Annotated in this window: 12 protein-coding genes; 1 reads left to right on the top strand and 11 read right to left on the bottom strand. The window is 50.0% G+C overall.

The window, feature by feature from the left end; genetic code table 11:
• The 3 genes from HOK28_14030 to thrS form a co-directional block, all read right to left on the bottom strand.
• Positions 1 to 213, bottom strand: a 213-nt coding sequence (locus HOK28_14030) for a glycosyltransferase family 1 protein (GenBank protein ID MBT6434213.1), incomplete at its 3' end; no start/stop codon positions are given.
• A gap of 20 nt (positions 214 to 233) precedes the next feature.
• Complete coding sequence (locus tag HOK28_14035) at positions 234 to 719, bottom strand: NYN domain-containing protein (protein MBT6434214.1); 486 nt, start codon at positions 717 to 719, stop codon at positions 234 to 236.
• Between the two features lie 11 nt (positions 720 to 730).
• Entirely contained in the window at positions 731 to 2,674 is a 1,944-nt protein-coding gene (gene thrS / locus HOK28_14040) for a threonine--tRNA ligase (protein ID MBT6434215.1), read from the bottom strand.
• Between the two features lie 270 nt (positions 2,675 to 2,944).
• Here thrS and HOK28_14045 point away from each other — a divergent pair, with 270 nt between their 5' ends.
• Positions 2,945 to 3,742, top strand: a complete 798-nt coding sequence (locus tag HOK28_14045; GenBank protein ID MBT6434216.1) for a thioesterase family protein — start codon at positions 2,945 to 2,947, stop codon at positions 3,740 to 3,742.
• A 9-nt stretch (positions 3,743 to 3,751) separates the two neighbouring features.
• Here the strand turns inward: HOK28_14045 and HOK28_14050 are convergent, their stop codons facing one another.
• The 8 genes from HOK28_14050 to HOK28_14085 all read right to left on the bottom strand — a co-directional run.
• Complete coding sequence (locus tag HOK28_14050) at positions 3,752 to 5,416, bottom strand: AMP-binding protein (protein ID MBT6434217.1); 1,665 nt, start codon at positions 5,414 to 5,416, stop codon at positions 3,752 to 3,754.
• Positions 5,417 to 5,638: 222 nt separating this feature from the next.
• Complete coding sequence (locus tag HOK28_14055) at positions 5,639 to 7,117, bottom strand: CotH kinase family protein (protein MBT6434218.1); 1,479 nt, start codon at positions 7,115 to 7,117, stop codon at positions 5,639 to 5,641.
• Positions 7,118 to 7,266: 149 nt separating this feature from the next.
• Complete coding sequence (locus HOK28_14060; protein ID MBT6434219.1) at positions 7,267 to 8,685, bottom strand: hypothetical protein; 1,419 nt, start codon at positions 8,683 to 8,685, stop codon at positions 7,267 to 7,269.
• Positions 8,686 to 8,799: 114 nt separating this feature from the next.
• Positions 8,800 to 9,219 (bottom strand): DUF1456 family protein, encoded by a 420-nt coding sequence (locus HOK28_14065; GenBank protein MBT6434220.1) that lies wholly within the window; start codon positions 9,217 to 9,219, stop codon positions 8,800 to 8,802.
• A gap of 73 nt (positions 9,220 to 9,292) precedes the next feature.
• On the bottom strand, positions 9,293 to 10,612 hold the full coding sequence (locus tag HOK28_14070; protein ID MBT6434221.1) for an MFS transporter: 1,320 nt from the start codon (positions 10,610 to 10,612) through the stop codon (positions 9,293 to 9,295).
• Between the two features lie 305 nt (positions 10,613 to 10,917).
• A complete protein-coding gene (cobA, locus tag HOK28_14075; GenBank protein ID MBT6434222.1) occupies positions 10,918 to 11,757 on the bottom strand; it encodes a uroporphyrinogen-III C-methyltransferase in 840 nt (279 codons plus the stop codon).
• On the bottom strand, positions 11,747 to 13,999 hold the full coding sequence (locus tag HOK28_14080) for a nitrate reductase (GenBank protein ID MBT6434223.1): 2,253 nt from the start codon (positions 13,997 to 13,999) through the stop codon (positions 11,747 to 11,749). Before HOK28_14080 ends, cobA begins: the two co-directional genes overlap by 11 nt.
• On the bottom strand, positions 13,996 to 15,456 hold a 1,461-nt coding region (locus HOK28_14085; GenBank protein MBT6434224.1), incomplete at its 5' end, for a dimethyl sulfoxide reductase anchor subunit. The genes HOK28_14085 and HOK28_14080, both read right to left, overlap by 4 nt.

The following is a 15,456-nucleotide window of genomic DNA, read 5'->3' on the forward strand; positions in this document are numbered from 1 at the left end:
GTTACGGTGGGCATGCCAAATCACTGGGCCGCCCGCTCTTAGAGTTTGCCTGAGTTCTGCCTCACCAATCGTTGGAAGCGCTTCATCAAAACGATAGCCACGGGAGAGGAGCTTACAAGGCAGCTCTGCATTGAGTACCGGCACGACAGTCTCGACGTGTGTGGTGACGCCGGTTTTGCGACGGTGAAAATGTGGATGAACAACAAGAGCCATGGATCCAACACGCAATTCGATTAGAGCAAAAGGTCGGGTTCGATGGGGTGAAACTTGCTGGCAGCATCCATCAAGGATTTAGCCGTAAGCTTCTCCACTCCATAAACCTCAGTAGCCACTCCATATTCAGAAGATACTTTTTCTAATAAAAGGTCGAAATCACCGTCGCCGGATAAGAGAATAACGGTATCCACCTGCCTGGCCGTGTCCATCACATCAATGGTAATGCCCACATCCCAGTCGCCCTTCGCCGAGCCATCTTTTCGCTGAATGAAAGGCTTGAGCTTCACCTTGAAACCAATGTGCTTCAAAGCATCTTGAAACTTAATCTGACCATCATCTCCGCGGCCGATGGCGTAGGCCGTAGCAGAGACGAGTTCTCCCTGCTGCGACAAACGATTCCATAGCTTTCGGTAATTGAACTGGCGCCCATAAACATCACGAGTGGTGTAATAGATGTTTTGAACATCTACAAAAACGGCAATGCGGTGGGCTGATTCAGACATCTTGGAAACGACTACTCTTCTTCTTCTTTAGGCTCAGGCTTCACAATCTTACGACTCTTCACTTCATCGCTAAACTGCTTCAAGAAGTCGTCCACGCTGATTTTACCCAGATCTTCACCCCAGCGGGTTCGAACTGCGACGGCGCCCTCTTCCATTTCCTTGTTACCGCAAACCAGCATGTAAGGAACACGCTTCATGGTATGCTCACGAATCTTGAATCCTATTTTCTCATTGCGACAATCAGTATCAACGCGGAAACCGGCTGCTCTGAACTTCTTGGTCACTTCTTTCGCGTAATCAAGCTGCGCATCGGTTATGGTTAAAACCACTGCCTGCTGAGGTGCCAACCAAAGCGGAAAAGAACCGACAAACTCTTCAATGAGAATACCGATGAAACGCTCTAGAGAACCCAGAACCGCGCGGTGAATCATGACCGGTGTTTGACGGTCGTTGTTCTCGCTCACATAGGTCGCATCCAAACGGCCAGGCAAAGCAAAGTCGAGCTGAACGGTTCCACACTGCCAAGCACGGTCTAGGCTGTCGAAGAGCGTGAACTCAATCTTCGGCCCATAGAAAGCACCCTCGCCTTCTTGAAGCTTATAATCGATATCCATGGCCTTCAGCGCTTCCATCAACGCAGTTTCGGCTTTGTCCCATACCTCGTCACTGCCTATACGCTTTTCAGGACGAGTCGAGAGCTGAACAGCGATGTTCTTGAAACCAAAAGTGCTGTACGTGTCATAAACCATCTTGATGCACGACGTAACTTCTTCCAGAACTTGGTCTGGCGTACAGAAGATGTGCGCATCATCCTGAGTAAAACCACGCACCCGCATTACACCGTGCAAGGCACCCGATGGCTCGTTACGGTGACACTGACCAAATTCGGCCATACGCAGTGGAAGGTCGCGGTAAGACTTTAAGCCTTGGTTGTAAATCTGAACGTGGCCTGGGCAGTTCATGGGCTTGAGTGCGTAATCACGGTTTTCTGAACTCGTGGTAAACATATTCTCGCGGAATTTGTCCCAGTGACCCGACTTCTCCCAGAGTACACGGTCCATCATAAGAGGACCCTTCACTTCTTGATAGTCGTACTCGCGAAGCTTTTCACGCACGAACTTTTCAAGCTCGAGATAGATGTTCCAACCATTGGCGTGCCAAAATACAATTCCGGGCGCTTCCGGTTGCATGTGGAAGAGTTCCATCTGCTTACCAATGCGGCGGTGGTCACGCTTAGCTGCCTCTTCAAGTTTCTTCAAGTAGGCTTTAAGCTGCTTTTTATCCGCCCACGCCGTACCATACACACGCTGTAGCATCTTCTGGTCGCTGTTGCCGCGCCAATACGCACCCGCAAGGCTCAGAAGCTTGAAGTGGTGGTTGAATCGCATATTGGGAACGTGAGGTCCCCGGCACATATCTATATATTCTTCGTGGTGATAAAGCCCAGGCTTATCGTCTTTAGCGATATCACGGTCGAGGATTTCAATCTTGTAAGTCTCGCCGCGCGCCTCAAATACGTCGCGTGCTTCTTGCCAGCTTACGGTCTTTTTAACGACCTGATAGTTGGTTTTCGCAAGCGCCTTCATGCGCTTTTCAAGGCCCGCAAGGTCTTCGTCTGTGAGCGTGTGCTCCATATCGATGTCGTAATAAAAACCATTATCAATGGTCGGGCCAATGGCCATTTTCGCGTCTGGCCAAAGCTGCTTAATAGCGTGGCCTAGCAGGTGCGCACAGGAGTGACGAATAATCTCGATGCCGTCATCATCTTTGGCGGTAATAATCTGAAGACTCGCGTCTCCTTCAATCAAATCGTGGGCATCCACGCGGTTGCCGTCAACGCGGCCAGCGATACAAGCTTTAGCGAGACCAGGACCGATATCCATCGCTACATCGTAGGTGCTAACCGAATTATCAAATGAGCGCTGACTTCCGTCTGGGAGAGTAATTACAGGCATGGTCTATCCTCACAGTGGTGCCACATACCAAGTGGCACTTGTTTAATGTTAAGCGAGGGCTATGAATGGGCCCCGCGAGCTTGGGTGCTTAGTCGCTCACTATGGCTTAGAGGTCAACTGCTCGTAGCACCAATCCGTGAAAAAATTAGCAACTTTAAGCCTTCCTCATCGCAGGCAAGATCTCTTATGATTTCAACCCATTGGGGTGCTTTCAGAGATTTTCTGGTCTATGATATGCACAACTTCACAAAGCCGTTCAGGAGTTACGCCGTGAGCCTTACTATTTCCTCTATGTCCGCAGTTAAACCAGTTAAGCCTGGTAGATACGTCGCCCAATTCGATGCTTCTTGGTTCAAAGGGCCCGGTGCGTGTGGTGGTCTGGTGTTTGCTGCTCTCGCAAATGCCTTCAAAGCCGCTCAAGATTCCGAAGACCGTCAACTGCGTTCACTCTCCGTTCAGCTCTGTGCTCCAGCCCCTCAGGGACCACTCTCGATTGAAGTGGAGACCGTGCGCTCAGGCAAACGCATCTGCCATATGCGCGCACTGATGAAGAGCGAGAAGGAAACCATCGCCATTGCATCGGCCGTCATGGGATCCGACCGGCCCAACAGCTACGACTTTAACGAGTTCAAAATGCCGGAAGTGACCAAGCCAGAGGACTGCCTACGGCTGCCCGCCCTACCTGCAGATATCGCCTATATCCAGCACTTAGATGTTCGTCCCTGCTGGGGTGGTCTCCCTATGAGTGGTCATGAAGGCGCGTTTTCTGGTGGCTGGCTTAAGCCGCTTGAAGCACCCGAATTTTGGGATGAAGCACTGGCCGCAGCCTTATTGGATATGTGGTGGCCCGCAATATTGGTGACCGAAAAGCAGGCACGCCCCATGGGCAGCATCACCTATCACGCAACTTTCTACATGCCCTCAGAGCCTCTCAAGACGGACTACGCCCTGCTCACCACACAAAGTACGGTGACCAAAGAGGGCTACTCCCAGGAACGGGATATGCTTTGGACAAGAGACGGCCAGCTGATTGCTATGGCCGAACAGCAGATTCTAGTGATCAAATAACAAAGGCGATTAAGCCCAGAAGACTTGCTTGCCTTCATTGTACCAACCATCGAGGCGCTCAGTGGTGGCATCTTCAATGGCACCGCGCTTGATCTTCATCGTTGGCGTTAGAAAACCATTGGCGATGGTCCAATCGTCAGAAACAATCGCAATAAACTGCAATCGCTCGTGATGCTCAACTTCGCTGTTTACTTTGCTGAAGAGCCCTTTAATTTCGCTTTCAATTTTCGCCTTCACTGAGCTATCGCCCAGCTTGCCGCGTAAATCTTCGGCAACAACAACTTGAGCGTAAGGTTGCGGGTAACCAGAACCCGACACGCAGCTGGCCTCGACATTAGGATCGTTGTTGATGATGTTCTCAATCGGTGCAGGAGCAACATACTTGCCCTTGGAAGTCTTGAAGATTTCCTTCACGCGGCCTGTGATTTTCAAAAGACCATTGGACTTTCGCTCACCTCGGTCACCCGTGTGAAAGAATCCATCTTCTGTGTAGCACTCTGCAGTCATGGCTTCTTCTTTGTAGTAGCCCTGCATGTTGCCCGCAGACTTAATCAGAATCTCACCTGCATCGCTTAAGCGAACTTCAACGCCAGGATACGGAACACCCACATAGCCAGGCTCTGTGAACTCTGGTGTTGATAGGTGCGAGTAAGCGAAGTCTTCACTCATGGCGTAACCTTCAAGAAGCATCAAGCCAAGATCTCGGTACCACTCGATGAGTTCAGCTGGAATCGGCGCAGAACCACTGCCCGCGAGACGCACCGAATCCAAGCCTAAGCCCTTAAGAATTTTCTTGCGCAATAGCTTACCGATAATAGGAATCTTGAAAGCAAAATCGAGCTTCTTCTTCGGCATTTTACTAAACACGCCCTGCTGAAACTTCAGCCATAAACGTGGTACCGAAATAAAGAGTGTCGGACGACAACGTTGTAAATCCTGCTGAAAAGTATCGAGCGCTTCAGCAAAGAAAACGTGAGTCACACCAACAATCGAGCAGCACTCTACATAAGCACGCTCAAAAACGTGAGCCAATGGCAAGTAGGAAAGCTGGCGCTCATTAAGGGTAATATCTAAGGAGCCTACCATTCCTTCTACGGCCGTTGCGATGCGCCCGAAGGCATGCATGACACCTTTCGGTTGCCCGGTAGAGCCTGACGTATAAATAATCAGAGCCGTCTCATCCACACCTCGAGAAACGTTCTCTGTAATCGGCGCAGTTTTGGCAATGATATCGTCCCATTTATCGTAGCTGTTTGCTGGGGCCAGTGAGAAAGCCACAAGCGGCATAGACTCAGGCACGCCCTTTTTGATTTCTTCCCATTCATCCAGCTTGCCCACAAAAAGCAGCTTCGCATCTGAGTGATCGAGTACATAACTCGCTGTGGCGGCATTCACGGTTGGGTAAAGAGCTACGGTGGTGTAGCCTGCCATCCAAATCGCCAGCTCAGAAATCATAAAATGGGCACAGTTTTTGGAGCAAATACCAATCTTGCTGCCGGGCTCAAAACCTAATGATTTCAGGTAGGCCGCCATCTTACGGGCCTCGCCTACGGCCTCAGACCATGTGTAGCTCTTTACGGCGCCGCCGCCCAATGGCTGCGTTAGCCAATCCTTGGAAGCGTGCTTCGTTTCGTTCTCGTAAACATAATCCAGTAACTGCTTGGTATTACTCATAGAAAGTCCTCATGTCCTAAATTGCTCGAATTAGAATAGAAAACTTTTATGGGGTCTTGGTCAAGCCCTAAGACGCATTATGTCAAAATTCATTCACTTTGGCTGATACACGAGATTATGCACGAAAATAATGTATTAATGTCAACGGAATAGAGCTAGGGAGAAAACCAAGACAATCGAGCCAGCGTAACCAGAAAACGCTGCTTCTGAGTCAGAATGGGCTCAATCTGCATCCAACTGACTCCACGCTTCGTCATAGCGATCTTCCACGTGAGGCTTCAAACCGTCTCGAAAACGAGTGAGTGCTTCTTCGAATCGAGACGCACGTCGTAAAAATGTATAAGGCTCTTCTTCGATTGCTTCCGGACCGACCACATAAGGCGTAATCAGTGAGTGGTAGCGGTCCATCTGTGCATGGACAGTTTGCGTTACAAAAGCACCTTCTAAGACCGCACGCACTTCGTCCTTATAAAGTTCTCGATAGACCGAATCGTCGAGAAGATACCGAATCAAAGGCCAGTCATCATTCACGCTGTCGAGCATTATCGAATTAGAGATTGAACTACCTGGTCCATCCGAGAGCATGGCTTCGTTGAGGTCCCAAGGAAACCAAACCAGTTTACCACCCTTGGACGGATCGCCGTAAACGAAATAGTTGTGATCCATCATCCCGTAGCTGTCCCAATTCACGATGACCTGATTCACCGCCAAACAACGTAAAAATGCATTCACATCGAATACTGCCTCGAGCCCATCGCGCCACTGCACATCGTTGGTGCGGCTCGCGTGTAAGGCATCCAAAGCTGCGATGATATCGCTAAAATCAGCTTCGTCTTCATGGGTCTTCTTAGAGAAGTCTTCCTGGACAAAGCGCTGCCAAGTAGCCCCCTCGCCTTCGGGCTTATAAAGATTACCCGAATCATCATCGAATTGAGTTTCGAGCATCTCATCTGACGGATCCTCAATCATCGTGTAGAGGCCAAAGTAAGTGGGCCCCTCTCCGAAATCTACGTAAACCCGCGCGAAAGCTCCTTGCGCGGCCGGCACACCCGCTGCCCTAAAAATATTGGCTGCCATTTTGTCACGAATCAGGGAGTCGTCCTTAAAGCCGTTGCTAAAAGTCATTTTCTTAAAACCGTAGAATCTCTGATTCTTAAGCTCCGGAAAGTCATCTTCGTATTTATCGAAATGAAATCGGAATGCCAGCTTCCTCACGCCATCACCCCAGCCCATGTGGAGCGAAGAGTTACCTTTGTAGCGCATACCAACGTTCCACCAGGTGAGTCCGTTGTATTGAAGAGTCACCGGCACATACATAGGCTCCGGCGTATCATCTAAACCACCAAAGCCGCCGCCACCACCGCCGCCTAGAATGGACTCTAAGTCGTTCATGGTCGCTTGGTAATTATCTGCAGTCACCGTAATATCAATTCGGTGCACAACCGTGTCATCAAAGACCTGCTCATAGTTTGCAGGTACGCCTTTACAATGAGTGCTCGTTGTCCAGCCATCAGGCCTGACCAAGTCGACCGCATCACCATCGCACGCATTCGGGTTGGTATTAACCTCGGTTGATGTCTCGTTGCCGGTTTCACCTGCTCCGGTGGTCGATGTGGAATCACCTGCAGAGTCTTCACCACAGGCGCTCAACAAGAGAACGCTGAAGAGACTGAGTACCAAGGCTCGCTTCATATTTTTCAAAACTTTATCCTTCGCTGTTTTACGCGACTTCCAAATAGGTGCTAATAAACGTGAAGAGATTTTCTCCTCAATCGCTTATAGGCCCTGTGTGGGAACCATCTTGCCGAAATTTGGGTAATTTTTTTTAGGACCCATACCGGGCAGTGCTTTTAGGGTGCGGCCAGATCTTCTACCGCGCTTCGTCGTCGATAGGTATCGACTTTAAAGGCCTCAATATTCGAATTCCAACGGTCTGGGTCAATCTGCTCGCCATTGACGGCATGCGCTTCGGCCACCGCGGCAGCCATTTGCTCCTGCCAACCGTCGAGCAAGGTTGCCACATTACCAGCCGCAAATGGACCATCTAAGAGGACTCGCAAGGCCTTTGCGTAATCATCTTTCAAAGAGGCCCAAGCGGAAATCAACGGGTCGCAGTTTGGCGGTATATACATTCCCAATGATGCAAAATCAGACAAACATTCGGGGTTGTCATCATTCCACACCGCAGGAATTGACGTTACGTGACTCTCTCGAAAGGTTAGGTCAGTATCCCAAGGGACAAGCCACATTTTGTCCGCCTTCGTATCTTCGTACCAGAAGAAGTTGTGAGGACTACAAGCCTCAACTCCCTGGCCATAACTGTTGCAATACCAATGCATAGACCCATCGTCGTTCACGATACTTCTGTCCACGGCCAAAAAGTTCATGATGTATTGCCGGTCAATCCAGCTATCGGAAACCGCTACAAGTTCTTCGGTGCTGGTCGCATCATCAAGCGCTTGACGGAATCTTTGTACTTTCTCAACTGACGGGTTTTCATCTTCATTGGTTTCAAGCGCCGAGATGTACGGGGCGTCGTCTGAATACATGGGCCAGATCTCCTTGTAGAGGTTCCCCTTTCCACCATCTCCAAAACGTGAGCGGGTAAAGCGCCCGTCGATTTGCTCGACTAAGAGAAACACACCCGCCATTTCACCGTTGATAAGCAATCGCATCGGCACGGTTCGAGGAGCGGGAATGCCCATTGCTCTAAATAGGTAATAAGAGAGCATCTCGCGCAGCTGAGTCTCATCGGAATTCATGGCGTGAAACTGCAGCTTCTTGAGCCCGTGAAAGCGAAGTCCATTGTCGGTATAGTTAACTTTCACTTTCATCGACAACTTCGGGCAAGTCTTGGCGCCTGATGGAGGAAAACCAAAAACCTCGGTGCAACCCACAAAGCTGCCAATGCTACCTTTGTACCTGAGCCCCACATCCGAGAATTCTTCACCCTGGTAACGTAACGTTGCCGGCACATATTCTTCGGCGACCGGATCTGCATCCAGTATGGCCATGTTCGCCGGATCAACATCGATTTCGAAGGTCAAGATCTCATCAGAGTTGAAAAGGAAACTCGCATCGTCATCCGCGTCGCCCTGATAATCAGGAAGCGGCGTTTCCTCTGCAGGATCCGTTGAGGGAGCAGTTGTTGGATCAGTGTCGGACTGCCCCGGGTTCTCATCTGGATTCGTCGTAGACTCAGTACCACATGCCATTACCAAAAGTCCGAGCGCGACCGGACCTACAAATCTATGCAAAACGTCATTCATAGAGACAGTTTGCTAGTCAACGAAATAGTTTGCAACACCGATGGGATAGAATCAGGCATTATCTGATTCCTATTGAAGAGGATATTCTTGGGATAAGCACTTTGCTGGGTAAAATCAGCTCTCTTCTAACTGCTCAGTAAGCTGAGTCACCACGTCTTCAACCAAGCCACCAAGCGCTTCCAGAGCTTCTTGGTTGCCCCGCTCGCCCAGTAGATAGACCAAATTTGCCAGCGCCAAAGGTATTAAATTCGGCACATTCTTCGGGCCCCGCGAATATGTGATCAGGCCTTCCATGAAAGCCTCAAGAAGCTCATCTGAGAGGATTTTAAAGTTCTTGTTGGTTTCACTCACCAAAACCGCGCCCGTTTGACTGATGCTTAATTCCTGGCCGCCGATATGAAGAATTTCACGAACATCTTCGTTGCGAAGATTCATAGCAATCGTAATTTTCTTAAGAACTTTATTGTTATCCACGACGAAACCACCTCTGATAAAAATCTGGTACCAGGCGCGTCTATCGCCGATTTTCCACATCCGCAACGCTCTAACCCTCAAGAAATGGGAATAAGTCGTAAGTCTTGGGCGTACGGGGGAAAATTGGACTCTTTTATCCTCCCTTGAGCCAGGAGGCGCCAAGCTCGGGCATCATCTTCGGCTCCTGCGCATGGTCTGGGAACCGCAATAGGAAGCTCATCGCTCCAACCCCAAGCGCCAAAGCACCGAGAACCATGAGCGCATCGGGCCAAGCCATACCTCCTTTGAAAAGAAAGCCCGCAATCACCGCACCCGCATTTCCGCCAGCCCCTACAATTCCTGCCACACTCCCAACCGCTCCGGGATTTACAAACGGCACGACACTAAAAGTTGCCCCCTCTGCCATCTGCACAAAGAGGCTAAAGAAAATCAAACAGACAAGAGCTGCAGGCAGCGCGACCATTCTCGAAAACACAATAAGTGCCGCACCCTCTAACAGAAGCGCTGCGCCAAGCCATACCACCCGGCCTTGAAGCCCGTAGCGACTTCCTGCTCGGTCACCCACAAAACCTCCGAGCGACCTTGCGAAGAGATTCATCACCCCAAAAAGCCCAGCAACAACTCCTGCCTCTTGGAGACCCAATTCAAAGTAGTCCCGAAAGTAGAGCGCTGCGATATTGTTCATCGTCAGTTCAATGCCAAAACACGCGCCGTATACACAGAACAGTATCCAAACCCGCTTGTCTTTGACCGCTTTAATAAATCCTCCCGACGCACTCGATTTTTCGGGAATCTTACCCAATGCTCTAAGCTCTTTAAAATTTCCAAGAGGCGTATCTGTGGTGAAAAAATAATAAACAGCTCCCAAGACCGCACAGAAAACTCCCACCACCAACATCGAAATTCGCCAGCCCCAAAACTCGCTAACACCTGCCGCCACCACCAAGCTAAAAACAAGAGGCATCACCATTTGCGTTACGCCGCCGCCAAGATTCCCCCAGCCTGCCGACGTCGCATTGGCCGTCCCTACACAGCGCGCCGAATAAAAAACCGAGGTGTGGTATTGCGTGATCACAAACGAACCGCCGATTGCGCCAATTAACAATCTAAAAAACAGAAACGAGTGGTAATCGTATGAAAGTCCGATACACATCACGGGGACCGAGCCCCCAACCAAGAGCGCACTGTAAGTAATCCGCGGACCAATTCTGTCGCAAAGCCAGCCCATAAGTATTCGCATGAAAACGGTCGCACTTACCGAGGCAATCATAATGTTGCCGATTTGGTCCTTGGTAAGACTGAATTCATCTCGAATCACGGGCATCAAAGGTGCAATGCCAAACCAAGCGAAGAAACACGCAAAAAAAGCAAACCAAGAAAGATGAAACACACGGGTGTGCCGCGACTTCAGATTAAAGAGTTCAAGACTATCTGCTTTGCCATCTATTTTCATCCTGCTCACCTATTCGTCTGGGGACACTTTGAATAAGCAAACGTTATGCCAGTGCGGGTTGAGCCGATGGTCGAGAAAAAGGGTTTGAAATGATTAGGGTTTCAAATCGAGCCCTGAAGTATACCTGTATCTGAAGAAGTTTTTTTCTACATCCGGGGCGAAATCCAGGGCAAGATGACACAAAGGTTATTCTAAACCACGGCCAAAAACGTGAAACCGACACCTCACAAATCAACCATTATGTGGAACTCAAAATAAAAACGACACTAGCGTCGAAACACGTCAGCGTGGCCCTGTGAGTCGTTTTAAAACATTTTGATTTTTCTCGATTGAGGCTGAGCTTCAAGAAGACTTCTACTGATAAGCCAAGGTCTAAGTTGCGCTCGTAATGTTACAACCTGACCGATGACGACCAAACATGGCGAACGAAGCCGTTCATCCAATGCATCTACCAGTGATTCACCGATACTGGATTCCACGACATACTCATTTTGCGTACAACCCTCGACGATAAAAGCCACTGGGACATCTTCGGGGTATCCAAGTTGGAGGAGCTGCGGCTGCCATTTATCAATCGTCGATAAAGCCATCAACAAAACCAAAGAGGTTTCTTTGCGATAGAAAGGGAGACCCAGCTCTTCAAAGCCGAGTCGTTTATGCGCAGTAACCACCACCAAGCCATCACTCACTCCACGGTGGGTTAGAGGAATTGCCGCCAGAGCCGGTACCGCGATGGCACTCGATACGCCCGGTATAATTTCAAACTTAACCTTAGCCGCAGCCAGACCAAGGCACTCTTCACCTACCCGTCCGAAAACCGATGGGTCGCCGCCTTTGAGCCTGACAATATTTTTCCCCGACCGGGCGAATCGAATCAAGAGAGCCGTAATCTGTTCTTGGGTCATACCATGGCGACCGCATCGCTTCCCTACGTAAACAAGTGCAGCACTTCGATTTTGCAAGAGGCGTTGGTCGATTAAGCTATCGTATAAAATCACATCCGCAACCGATAGAGCCCGCTCTCCTCGCACCGTAATAAGGTCCATATCCCCTGGCCCCGCTCCAACAAGAGTGACTGTTCCGCCTATGCGGTCATCCCTCACCTCAAGGTTCATCCTGTATATCTTTGCGACATCATCCTTCATCGTCGTCTCCTTGAATCTCCCAATGCTCAGCACGCCGAACGTCTACCGCACAAAACTTATAAGATGGTTGCTTTGAATAAGGGTCAAACGAGGCCTGGGTCAGTTTATTGGTTTCTTGATAGTGCATTGGCATAAAAACTTGTCCTCTTTGAACGCTGGCCGTCACAAAAGCGTGAACGCAAATAGACCCCCGTCGTGATTTGATTCGAAGATACTGCCCAGAGCGTACGCCCATCTGTTTCGCATCGTCAGGATGAATCTGTGCATAAGCCATCTTCGGACTCATCTTGCGTAGAATTGCCGATTTACTCGTCCTCGTTTGGGTATGCCACTGACTTGACGAGCCGCGTCCCGTAAGTAAAACAAATGAGAACCGGTCATCTATCGGTTCTTCTACTGACCGAGGTTTCTCGAAAACAAAGCGCGCTTTACTATCTAAATGGTAAAACTTTCCATCTTCAAAAAGTCGTCGTTGGGTAGGACCTTCTGGTAGTTCACCCGGTAGGCAAGGCCACTGAATACCGCCTTGTTCGTCGATTGCTTGGTAGCTAGGAATCCCACTGAAGTCACACGGCATGCCCGCAGATAAACGCTGAAGTATTTTAAAAACAGCTTCCGGGCTCGACCACTCATCAAACATGTCACCACAACCCCAGTATTGAGCGACGGCTTTAAATATATGAAAATCAGCAAGTGCTTGGCCTGGCGCACGTTTAACCTTTTTAAGCAGTCCAATGCGCCGTTCGGAGTTAATAAAGGTTCCCTCCTTTTCGCCCCAACCGGCGGCCGGTAAATACAAATCGGCAACTTGCGCCGTCTCCGTGGAATGGTACATATCTTGAACCACCAGAAAATCGAGTCGACCCAGCATCTCCTTTATGTGACCACGATTGATCCAAGAGTGCGCGGGGTTCGTAGCGATAATCCATAGCCCCTTCACGTCTCCAGACAACACACCCTCGATGATTTTATCGTAAGACCATCCCACCGTTTCAGGGATCTGCGTCTGGTCGAGCCCGAGGACCTCAGCAACCTTGTTTCGGTGACTCTGGTTTTCAAATAAGTGCCCACCAAGAAGGTTCGTGGTGTTCGAAAACAACCGCGAGCCCATCGCGTTGCATTGCCCCGTGATTGAATTTGCACCCGTTCCAACCCGGCCCAGATTCCCCGTAAGCAGCGCAAGGTTAATGATTGCCTGCGCAACACGCACCCCCTCATGACTTTGATTCACCCCCATGGTCCACCAAAACGACACTCGCTTCCCAAGATGAATCTTCCTTGCCAGCTCCTTAAGGTCGTCCACAGCAATCCCTGAAACAGCGCAGGCCAGTTCCGGTGTGTAGTCTTGAACAAAATTCGAGAACTCAAGGTAGCCTCGCGTATGCTGCTGCACAAAATCCTCATCGACCCAGCCCTCTCCGATAAGGATATTTGCCAACGCGTAAAAAAACACCAAATCCGACTTTGGGCGTATGGCAAAGTGATGTGTCGCAGCAGTCGCGGTTTCTGTTTTGCGTGGATCGATGACAACGATTTGCGGCTCATGGGGATTACGACAAATGCGTTCCCACATAATAGGGTGCGCGATGCATAGATTACTCCCAACCAGAACAATCACATCCGATTCTTCGAAGTCCTGATATGTATAGGGCGGCGCATCGAAACCAAACGACTCTTTATAGGCGACCACTGCGCTGGCCATACATTGACGAGTATTGCCATCGCCGTGGACCATTCCCATCCCAAATTTGGTAAGAGCGCCCAGCAGGGCCATTTCCTCGGTTGGGATTTGGCCCGTACTGATAAATGCAACCGAACTCTTTCCATGTTTTTTTTGAATGGCTTGAAACTCAGAGCACATCGTTTTTAACGCATCTTCCCAGGGTATCGCTTCACGGGCACCATCTTTGCTTTTCAATAATGGAATCACCCCGCGGTCCGGTGCATCCAGCGGTGTTAGAGCCTCCCATCCTTTAGGGCACGCCATACCAAGGTTAACAGGATAACTGGTCGCAGGTGTTAGGCTCACCGCTTCGCCATTCTTGAGGTGTACGCGGAGCCCACAACCTGTGGAGCAATAACCACAAACAGCGCTCGTGGTTGCCTCAGGCTTACTCCTAAGAAGCACCTGCCCCAGCCCAAATGGACCGGGCGCCCGTTTTAGCCGATCCGTAAGAGGACCCGACTCTTGATACAACAATTTATCCTTGAAGCTGGCTATCTGCTGAGTAATTTTCTTCATCCCGGTATTCCTCCAGGCATTTTCAGTGCAACAACTGCTCTAAAGAACAAATAGCGCTCACTCAGCTCTCCGCAGAGAACCAGCAGAAACCCCGCTGCCGCGAGCAGAGCCAAAGAACCGTGGGACATCAACTGATTTGAGACACCATGAACCAATGCCCAAGGCGTAATGAAACCACCTGCCACTGCACAGAGAAGCCGTGCCACGCACCAACCCCGCATAGAGTCTAAATGTAAAACAGCTGTTCTTTTTAGCGACGAGTTTACCTTGTCTCGAGTATGTAGAAGAACCTCCAGCTCAAGCCCAAGCTTAAGCAACATTGTTAAGGACGTAAGAAGAGCGAGTACCTGAACCCACTGCGCAGCCACACCCACACCGGCGCAAACAAATTCGCGGACGCAAGCTGTGCACATCAAACATGAAGCACCACCCACAACCATCGTCATGGTAAACTTTGGAAGAGTGCGCGCCGCGTTCCAAAAAATTCGGCGCGTAACATGATAAACCATCACCGAGCAAAACACCCCGGCAATGCCTAGAAAAATGGTGACCGATTCAAGTGCCGGTAAGAATTTGCTAAACGATTTAAAAGTTAAACCAGCCTGCACAGGAGTATTCTCGGCCCACTTAATAAAAACGAGGAGCCCGGCTGCCTTCACAAAAAGTCCAAATGCTAAAATCTCCCGGCTTAACCAAGAATGCCCGAGACCTAAAATGGCACGATAGGCATACTTCGGACGGCCAAGGTGGAGAATACTGGCTGCCAATGCCAAGCAACAGATCCCAAACCCAACTGCACTGCCCCAAAAGCCCAATACTCCCGATAGCCCAGTAGCCCAACCGCTAAGAAATTCTGTCACAAACACTCCGGCCGCAACTTGAGTGAGAACGAGCATGACGATCAAAGGCGCATGTCCATGCTCTTTTTGAGGTTGGTCATAGTCTGCAGGAACGAGTTCTCTAACCTGAGTGCGTCCCGTTTTGAAATGCGTTGTTGGGAATGTAATATCTGATGGAGGAGTTCCAGGAACAACCATACCCGCCTGGGCCTGGGCCCACACATCTTCGTGAGACACCACGGTAATGCGTATCGCCTCATTTGGACATGCCTGCACACAAGCTGGAGCCTCTGAGTTCTCGAGTCGCCCCACACACATGTCACACTTTCGAACAATGCCCAGCTCCTTAGAGAACTTTGGGACATCGTAGGGGCAGGTAAGCGTGCAGTATTGACAGCCAATGCACTGGTCATCCAAGTGCTTCACGATTCCACTCTCGTCCAATTTCACATACGCATTGACGGGGCAGCCCGAAGCACATGCCGGCTCAAGGCAATGGTGACAGGCTGTTGTCACATGCTGCACCGCTGACGCCTGGCGTTGACCATGAATCAAGCCAACATCTCTCCATGACTCATCATCACCCAGACCATTTAAGCTTTTGCATGCAGTCACACA

The sequence above is a fragment of the Deltaproteobacteria bacterium genome (genome assembly GCA_018668695.1).
In the GTDB taxonomy this organism is placed as follows: Bacteria; Myxococcota; XYA12-FULL-58-9; order XYA12-FULL-58-9; family JABJBS01; genus JABJBS01.

Coding starts and splice junctions, on each gene's coding strand:
- HOK28_14035 (MBT6434214.1), bottom strand. CDS start 719: ATGTCTGAATCAGCCCACCGCATTGCCGTTTTTGTAGATGTTCAAAAC.
- thrS (MBT6434215.1), bottom strand. CDS start 2,674: ATGCCTGTAATTACTCTCCCAGACGGAAGTCAGCGCTCATTTGATAAT.
- HOK28_14050 (MBT6434217.1), bottom strand. CDS start 5,416: ATGAGTAATACCAAGCAGTTACTGGATTATGTTTACGAGAACGAAACG.
- HOK28_14060 (MBT6434219.1), bottom strand. CDS start 8,685: ATGAATGACGTTTTGCATAGATTTGTAGGTCCGGTCGCGCTCGGACTT.
- HOK28_14065 (MBT6434220.1), bottom strand. CDS start 9,219: ATGTGGAAAATCGGCGATAGACGCGCCTGGTACCAGATTTTTATCAGA.
- HOK28_14070 (MBT6434221.1), bottom strand. CDS start 10,612: ATGAAAATAGATGGCAAAGCAGATAGTCTTGAACTCTTTAATCTGAAG.
- cobA (MBT6434222.1), bottom strand. CDS start 11,757: ATGAAGGATGATGTCGCAAAGATATACAGGATGAACCTTGAGGTGAGG.
- HOK28_14080 (MBT6434223.1), bottom strand. CDS start 13,999: ATGAAGAAAATTACTCAGCAGATAGCCAGCTTCAAGGATAAATTGTTG.